The sequence below is a fragment of the Franzmannia qiaohouensis genome (genome assembly GCF_031451695.1).
GTDB classification, from domain to species: domain Bacteria; phylum Pseudomonadota; class Gammaproteobacteria; order Pseudomonadales; family Halomonadaceae; genus Franzmannia; species Franzmannia qiaohouensis.
Genome location: NZ_JARWAM010000002.1, coordinates 429,483 through 436,790 on the forward strand (window position 1 = coordinate 429,483; position 7,308 = coordinate 436,790).

At 62.4% G+C, this 7,308-nt stretch carries 7 protein-coding genes; 6 read left to right on the forward strand and 1 reads right to left on the reverse strand.

All coding sequences use genetic code 11. The features are described 5' to 3' along the window. Position 1: 1 nt before the first annotated feature. Positions 2–970, reverse strand: a complete 969-nt coding sequence (locus QC821_RS04130) for a sugar-binding transcriptional regulator (RefSeq protein ID WP_309717364.1) — start codon at positions 968–970, stop codon at positions 2–4. Positions 971–1,099: 129 nt separating this feature from the next. Between QC821_RS04130 and QC821_RS04135 the strand changes: the two genes are divergently transcribed. From QC821_RS04135 to QC821_RS04160, 6 genes are all read left to right on the forward strand, one after another. Continuing rightward, positions 1,100–1,897, forward strand: coding sequence for a hydroxypyruvate isomerase family protein (locus QC821_RS04135; RefSeq protein WP_309717366.1), 798 nt, complete (start codon positions 1,100–1,102; stop codon positions 1,895–1,897). A 16-nt stretch (positions 1,898–1,913) separates the two neighbouring features. Next, positions 1,914–2,726, forward strand: a complete 813-nt coding sequence (locus QC821_RS04140) for a triose-phosphate isomerase (RefSeq protein WP_309717368.1) — start codon at positions 1,914–1,916, stop codon at positions 2,724–2,726. Between the two features lie 197 nt (positions 2,727–2,923). Beyond that, on the forward strand, positions 2,924–3,562 hold the full coding sequence (locus QC821_RS04145; protein ID WP_309717370.1) for a DUF2291 family protein: 639 nt from the start codon (positions 2,924–2,926) through the stop codon (positions 3,560–3,562). Positions 3,563–3,573: 11 nt separating this feature from the next. Then, a complete protein-coding gene (locus QC821_RS04150) occupies positions 3,574–5,145 on the forward strand; it encodes a sugar ABC transporter ATP-binding protein (protein ID WP_309717372.1) in 1,572 nt (523 codons plus the stop codon). 25 nt (positions 5,146–5,170) lie between these two features. After that, the gene (locus QC821_RS04155; RefSeq protein ID WP_309717375.1) at positions 5,171–6,253 is read left to right on the forward strand and encodes an ABC transporter permease; all 1,083 of its coding nucleotides are present in this window, start codon (positions 5,171–5,173) and stop codon (positions 6,251–6,253) included. A 70-nt stretch (positions 6,254–6,323) separates the two neighbouring features. Then, positions 6,324–7,235, forward strand: coding sequence for a D-ribose ABC transporter substrate-binding protein (locus QC821_RS04160; protein ID WP_309717377.1), 912 nt, complete (start codon positions 6,324–6,326; stop codon positions 7,233–7,235). Positions 7,236–7,308 lie beyond the last annotated feature (73 nt).

The window sequence follows — 7,308 nt, forward strand, 5'->3', positions numbered from 1 at the left end:
TTCAGTCTGCTGCCTCCAGAATCCGGCGAGCGACCACCTCATCGGTAATCAACCCCTTGAGCAGTCCCGCCTTGAGCACTGCGGTGATGGCCTCAGCCTTCTCTTCGCCACAGGCCACTGCCACGATGTGGTGGTTCCTCAACTGCGCAAGCGACAGCCCCAGGGCGCGCTCATTGGTGGGGCTCTCCACGAGCTCACCACGGGCATCGAGGAACTGGCCCAGAATCTCGGCCACGGCTCCAGCCTCACGCAGGCTTGCGGCATCGTGCTGGTCGATCTCGCCCAGCTCCATCAGCAGCGAATGGCCCATATCGGGTACTGCCCCCAATCCCACCATGGTCAGATCGGCCTCTACGGCGATGCCGATGACGTCCTGAACACTGCGCTGGGCCATCAATACATCGCGATGCTCGGCGGTGTCGGCGAAAAGCGGCACCGGCAGTAGATAGCCCTCGCCCCCGGTCTTATCGACCAGGCGATGAATGACGTCATAGGGATTGAGCGACATCTTGCGCACCACGCTGCCGAGTACCGGCACCATGCGTACCGAGGAGCAGTCCATCACCGGCAAGCAGTTGACCATTTCCGATAGACTGCGCCCCCACCCCAGCCCCAGCACCTCGACGTCTCCGGAGTCGAGCCGTGACTTGAGATAGTGAGCGGCGGCACGCCCCAGATTGGTCTGAGGGTTCTTGGCCTCGGCCGGCAGCGCCGGGACCACGATGCAGGTCTCGAGTCCTGACCTCTCCTTGAGCCCGTCTTCGAGGCGAAGCAAGTCCTCGGGCGAGCCTTCGATGAAGACGGTCACCGCCCCCATGTCGTGAGCCATGGCCACCAGCCGGTGAACCTTCATCCGCGATACCCCGAGGCGATTGGCAATATCCGCCTGGGTATAGCCACCGACGTAGGACAGCCAGGCGGCGCGCAGTGCCAGGTCGGCTTCGCTATGACTCTCAGGTCTCGGTTTCACGTTTTTGCGTCCTGTATTCTTTTGTCGCTTTGAAATTTTGTTCATTGACTGTTAAAAGTAACGTTAGTGAATCATAGATAGCGCGTCAACGCCATCAACGCCCATACAGGGCCCCTTATGGAGGCCGCCATGCTCAAGTTCGCCGCCAATCTCACCTTCATGTTCACCGAGGTGCGTTTTCTCGAACGCTTCGCCCTGGCTCGTGAAGCCGGGTTCCGCTATGTGGAGTTCCACAACCCTTACCCCTTCTGCGAAGACATCGATGCCGTGCGCGCAGCCGCTGACGCCGCAGGCGTGCGGATCGTCCACTTCAACCTGCCCGGCGGCGACTGGGACGCCGGCGAGCGCGGCATCGCCGTCCTGCCCGAGAGGCAGGACGAGTTTCGACGTGGCGTGGCGCAGACCATCGCGACCGCACAGCGCCTGGGCTGCCAGCAACTCAACTGCCCTCTCGGCTACCCCGACGCCAAGACGCCACCCGCCGTACAACACCAGACGCTAGTCGATAACCTGCGGCATGCCGCTCAGGCGACGCAGGACGCCGGCCTCCTATTGCTGGTCGAGCCGCTGAATCCCATTACCCACCCCGGCTACCCCGTGGTCAACACCTCCCAGGCACTCGACCTGCTCGATGCAGTCGCGCATCCCAACCTGATGATTCAGCACGACGTCTATCAAATGCAGCGCTCCGAAGGGGAACTGACCGAGACGCTGCGCCGACATCAGGATCGCATCGGTTTCATTCAACTGGCCGACAACCCTGGGCGTCACGAGCCAGGTAGCGGAGAGATCAACTACCGTCACCTGTTCGCCGAACTCCAGCGCCTGGGGTTCGACAAGCTGGTGTCACTGGAATACAGCCCCCGCAACTCGACCCTCGACTCCCTTGGGTGGATTGAGGAGTACGGCCTGACGCTCGGCCCATAAACACCGGAGACGACCAATGACAACGACACCCTTCTGGGTCGGCACCAGTTGGAAGATGAACAAGACGCTGGGTGACGCCGCTTCCTACTCCGCAGAACTGGTCCGGGCCAGGATTCTAGACGATCCACGCCTGCAAGGGTTCGTGATTCCCCCCTTCACGGCCCTGGCGCAAGTGAGCCGCGACCTGACCGCCACCTCGATCCGGGTCGGCGCCCAGAACATGCATTGGGCCGATAGCGGCGCCTTCACCGGGGAGGTATCACCGGCCATGGTCAGTGACTGCGGCGCCAGCATCGTCGAGCTGGGCCATAGCGAGCGGCGCACCTATTTCGCCGAAAACGACGCCGACCTCAACCGCAAGGTCCATGCCGCCTTGGCACATGGCTTGACGCCATTGCTATGCGTCGGCGAAACCGCCGAAGAAAAGACCCTGGGCGCCGCCGCCGAGACGGTGATTCGCCAATGTCGCATGGCCCTGGCCGGGGTCGCGGAAAGCGATCTTGACCGAGTATTGATCGCCTACGAACCGGTATGGGCCATTGGCGAGCAAGGCACCCCCGCCAGTGCCGAGTACGCCGCCTGGATGCATCGTCAAATCCACCAGGCCCTGCCGACCAACTCCCAGGGGGCGCCCCTGACCGTGCTCTACGGCGGTAGCGTCAATCCCGGCAACTGCGAGGAACTGGCCGCGATACCGGAAATCTGCGGCTTGTTCATCGGGCGCAGCGCTTGGCAACCCGAGGGGCTGATCGATATCGCCAGCCGCGTGCTCGCGACACGCTTCAAGGCAAGCGAACCCCCCATCTCCGTGGAGCAAACATCATGTTGACCTAATCCCTAGGCGCTGTCTGAAAAGTCGGCGAGCGAAGGCCAGACAAGGAAAAAATCTGCGAAAAGACGGAGTTTACGGGGTGTAAATGAGTACTTTGAGCCGATTTTTAACGCCGTATGGCCGAGCGCAGCCAGTTTTCGGACAGTGCCTAACACCCACTCGCTCAGACATATAACAACAGAGGTCAAAGCATCATGAGCACATACGCCAGTATCAGTCCGGCACCAGCAAAAAAACGCCGGTATATCGGAGTCGTCGTCGCCAGCGTGCTCATCGGCACCATGGCGTTGGATACCAAGATCATACCGATAGGCTCGCAAGAGGAGACAGGTTTCTCGGCAGAGCGCTACGGTGCCGAGCAGTTCCCGCTGGTTAGGGAAGACGTCGAGGCTCGCGCCATTGAGCCTGCCACCTTGATCGCCGAACTGGACACCGACCCACAGGCCGCCGGAGAGCGCTACGGCGTCGCCACCAGTATCGGCCCCATCCTACCGATCACCTTCAGTGGCGTCGTCGGCGAGGGCCGCAATGGCATCTATGAGATCCAGGTGGCGGAGCTGCCGGACTCACTGACGATCCGCCTTCAAACCGGCCCCGCCATCAACGGCACCGACCTGCGCGACGCCACCGGCACCATCGAATTCGGCCAGTTCACCAACCAGATCGAATATCAGGACGCCGGCGCCGCCATCAACGACGAGATGAAGAGACAGGTACTCGATGAGATAGACACCAGCGCCCTCTCCGGCGAGCGGGTGACCGCCACCGGTGTGTTCAAGCTGATCAACCCCGACAACTGGCTGGTGACCCCCGTCAGCTTACAGGTGCAATAAAGGAGAACCCCATGTCCACAGACCAATCACAAGGGGTCGCAACCCGATCTTGCACCGATGAAGGCCAGATCGGAGAGGCCATCCTCTCGGCACGCCAGATCGCCAAGTCCTTCGGCAATGTTCACGCCCTGAAAACGGTCAACTTCGATATCCATCGTGGCCAGGTCACCACGCTATTCGGAGAAAACGGCGCCGGCAAGTCGACCCTGATGAAGATCCTCTCCGGGGTGATCCAACCCAGCTCAGGGGAGATCCTGCTGGAGGGGGATCCGGTGCACTTCGCCTCGACCACGGAGGCCCAGCACCGTGGCATTTCCATCATCCACCAGGAACTCAGCCTGGCACCCAACCTGAATGTACGCGACAACATCTTCATGGGCCGCGAGTTGGTGGGTGCCATGGGGGTCGACTTCGCCGAGGAAGAGCGCCAGACCCGCCTGCTGATGGAGGATCTCGACGAGCCCATCGACCCACTGACCCCGGTGGAGGACTTGCGTCTGGGTCAGCAGCAGATCGTCGAGATCGCCCGGGCGCTATCCACCCAGTCGCGCATCCTGATCATGGACGAGCCGACCTCGGCCCTGAGCGCCTCGGAAGTGGAAGTGCTGTTTCGGGTGATCAACGATCTCAAGCGACGCGGCGTGTCCATCGTCTATATCTCTCACCACCTGGAAGAGGCCCTGCAGATCACCGATCACGCCGTGGTGCTACGTGACGGCAGCATGACGGCCTATGCCCCACGCCAGGACATCGACCTGGAGTGGATCGTGCGCCATATGGTCGGCGAGGGCTTCGACCTCGGCTCGCCCCCCGGGGGCTACGCCCTGGGTGAGGTGGCCCTGTCGCTACAGCAAGTATGCGTTCCCGACCCCACCATCGCCGAGCGCTACCTCGTCGACCATCTATCGCTGGAGGTGCGCGCCGGAGAGATCGTCTGCATCTATGGCCTGATGGGAGCCGGGCGCACCGAGCTGCTCGAATGCGCGGCGGGCCGCCTGCCCATCGATGGTGGTCAGATTTTCCTGGAGGGTCAGGAGGTCTCCCGCTCGAGCATCGCCCAGCGTATCGAGCAGGGCCTGGTGCTGGTCCCAGAAGACCGCCAGCGCGATGGCCTCGTCCAAACCATGCCGGTAGGCCAGAACCTGTCCCTGGCCAGCATCGGCGCCTTTACCCGCGGCTTGTTCACCTCCACGAGCCGGGAAGCGCAGGTCATCGAAGACTCCATTCGTAGCGTTCACATCAAGACCGATGGCGGCGATGCCGAGATCGGCTCCTTGTCCGGTGGCAACCAGCAGAAGGTCGTGATCGGCAAGATGATGGCCACCCACCCCAAGGTGGTGATGCTCGACGAACCCAGCCGCGGCATCGATATCGGTGCCAAAGCCGAGGTCTTCAAACTGCTGGCGGATAACGCCCAGCGCCACAGCCTCGCCGTGCTCTATTCCACCTCCGAGGTCGGCGAATGCCTGAGCATCGCCCACCGCGTCCTGGTGATGAGCCGCGGCCGCCTGGTGGCCGAATTCGGCGCCGACGTCACCAAGGAACAGATCATGGCCGCGTCCGGTGAAGCCGCGGCCGCCTGACCCCATTCAACGGAGTGCATGACCCATGTCCAACAACAACTCGACCGCACACCAGCCAAGCCAAGGACTCGATCTAGGGCGACTGCTCCTCGAAGGCCGTGCTTTCTTCGCCCTGATCGCCATCATCGTCATTTTTTCGCTGCTGTCGCCGGTCTACTTCACGACCAGCAACTTACTGACGATGTCTTCCCATGTGGCCATCTTCGGCCTGCTCTCCATCGGCATGTTGCTGGTCATCCTGACCGGCGGCATCGACCTCTCCGTGGGCTCGACCCTCGGGCTCGCCGGCGTATTCGCGGGCTTCCTCATGCAAGGGGTGTCCTTCGAAGTCTTCGGCGTAGTGGTCTATCCGCCAGTCTGGGTGGTCATCATCCTGACCTGCGCGCTTGGCGCCTTTATCGGTGCGGTCAACGGCGTGCTGGTCGCGTTCTTCAAGGTACCGGCCTTCGTCGCCACCCTTGGCATGCTCTATGTCGCCCGTGGCGTCGCCCTGCTGATGACCGACGGCCTCACCTACAACAACCTGGGCGGAGATCCTGCCCTGGGCAATACCGGCTTCGAGTGGCTGGGTTTCAATCGCCTGTTCGGCATTCCCATGGGCGTGCTGGTACTCGCCGCCGTGGCCATCCTGTGCATGCTGGCCCTCAATCGCACCCCCTTCGGGCGCTGGGTCTACTCCACCGGTGGCAATGACCGGGCCGCAGAGCTCTCCGGGGTGCCGGTCAAGCGAGTCAAGGTCGCGGTGTACGTGCTGTCCGGTGTCTGCGCTGCGCTCGCCGGACTGGTGCTCTCCTCTCAACTGACCTCCGCCGGTCCCACTGCCGGCACCACCTATGAGCTGACCGCCATTGCAGGCGTCGTCATCGGCGGCGCTGCCCTGACCGGCGGACGTGGCAACGTGCGCGGCACCCTGCTCGGCGCCTTCGTCATCGGCTTTCTCTCCGACGGCTTGGTGATCATTGGCGTCTCGGCCTACTGGCAGACCGTCTTCACCGGCACCGTCATCGTGCTCGCCGTGCTGCTCAACAGCATCCAATACAGCGGGCGCAAGACGAAACAAGCGCCCTCGCCTTCCGCTTCCCCTCAGGCGGTGACCAATCCCAGTTGAACGTCACCGTCCGGGATCACCCAGCCGGATCCACCGGTATCACAATCACAAACCAATAAGGTGTATCGCCATGTTCAATACAAGAAAACCTCTGCTCGCCGCCGCCTTCGCCATCGTCGCGCCCTTGATGGCAGGCAGCGCCACCGCCCAGGACGAGGGCCTGATATCGATCATCGTCAACGACGCCTCCAACCCCTACTGGTTCACCGAGGGCGAAGTGGCAAGGACCACCGCCGAGGAGCTGGGGTATAGGGCCAATGTCAGCTCCCATGTGGGCGACACCAACACCGAAAGCAACCAGGTCGACACCGCCATTACCAACCAGGCCAAGGCCATCATCCTCGACCCGGCCAATGCCGACGGCTCCATCGGCGCCGTCCGCAGGGCCGTGGATGCCGGCATCCCGGTGTTCATCGTCAACGCCGAGATCAACCAGCAAGGGCTGGCCAAGGCCCAGTTCGTCTCCAACAACGCCCAGGGCGCAGCCCTCGGTGCTCAGCAGTGGATCGAAAGCATCGGCGACGGCGCACGCTATGTGGAGCTCAAGGGCGCCCCGTCCGACAACAACGCCGCGACCCGGTCCAATGGCTATGAAACCGTGCTCAGCCAGTATCCTGACCTGACCAAGGTCGGAGAAGACGTAGCCAACTGGGACCGCACCCAGGGCTACAACAGGATGCAGAACATGCTTCAGGCCAACCCCGACATTCAGGGCGTGATCAGCGGTAACGATGAAATGGCCCTGGGCGCCATCGCCGCACTGAAGTCAGCGGATCGCTTGGATGATGTCGTGGTGGGTGGCTTCGACGGTTCGCCGGACGCAGTGGATGCCGTCAAGGCCGGCGACATGGCCTATACCGTGCTACAGCCCGTGGCGATCTTCGCCGAAGAAGCCGTACGGGTGGCCGACCGCTACATCACCACCGGTGAAACCGGCCTGGATAGCGAGAAGCAGCTGTTCGACCCTAGATTCATAGAATAACCGCAGCACTTTGGACCACCCGGTAGAAGCAGGAGGGCCAGCGCCGGTACCCTCCCTGCTTTACCGACCAAAG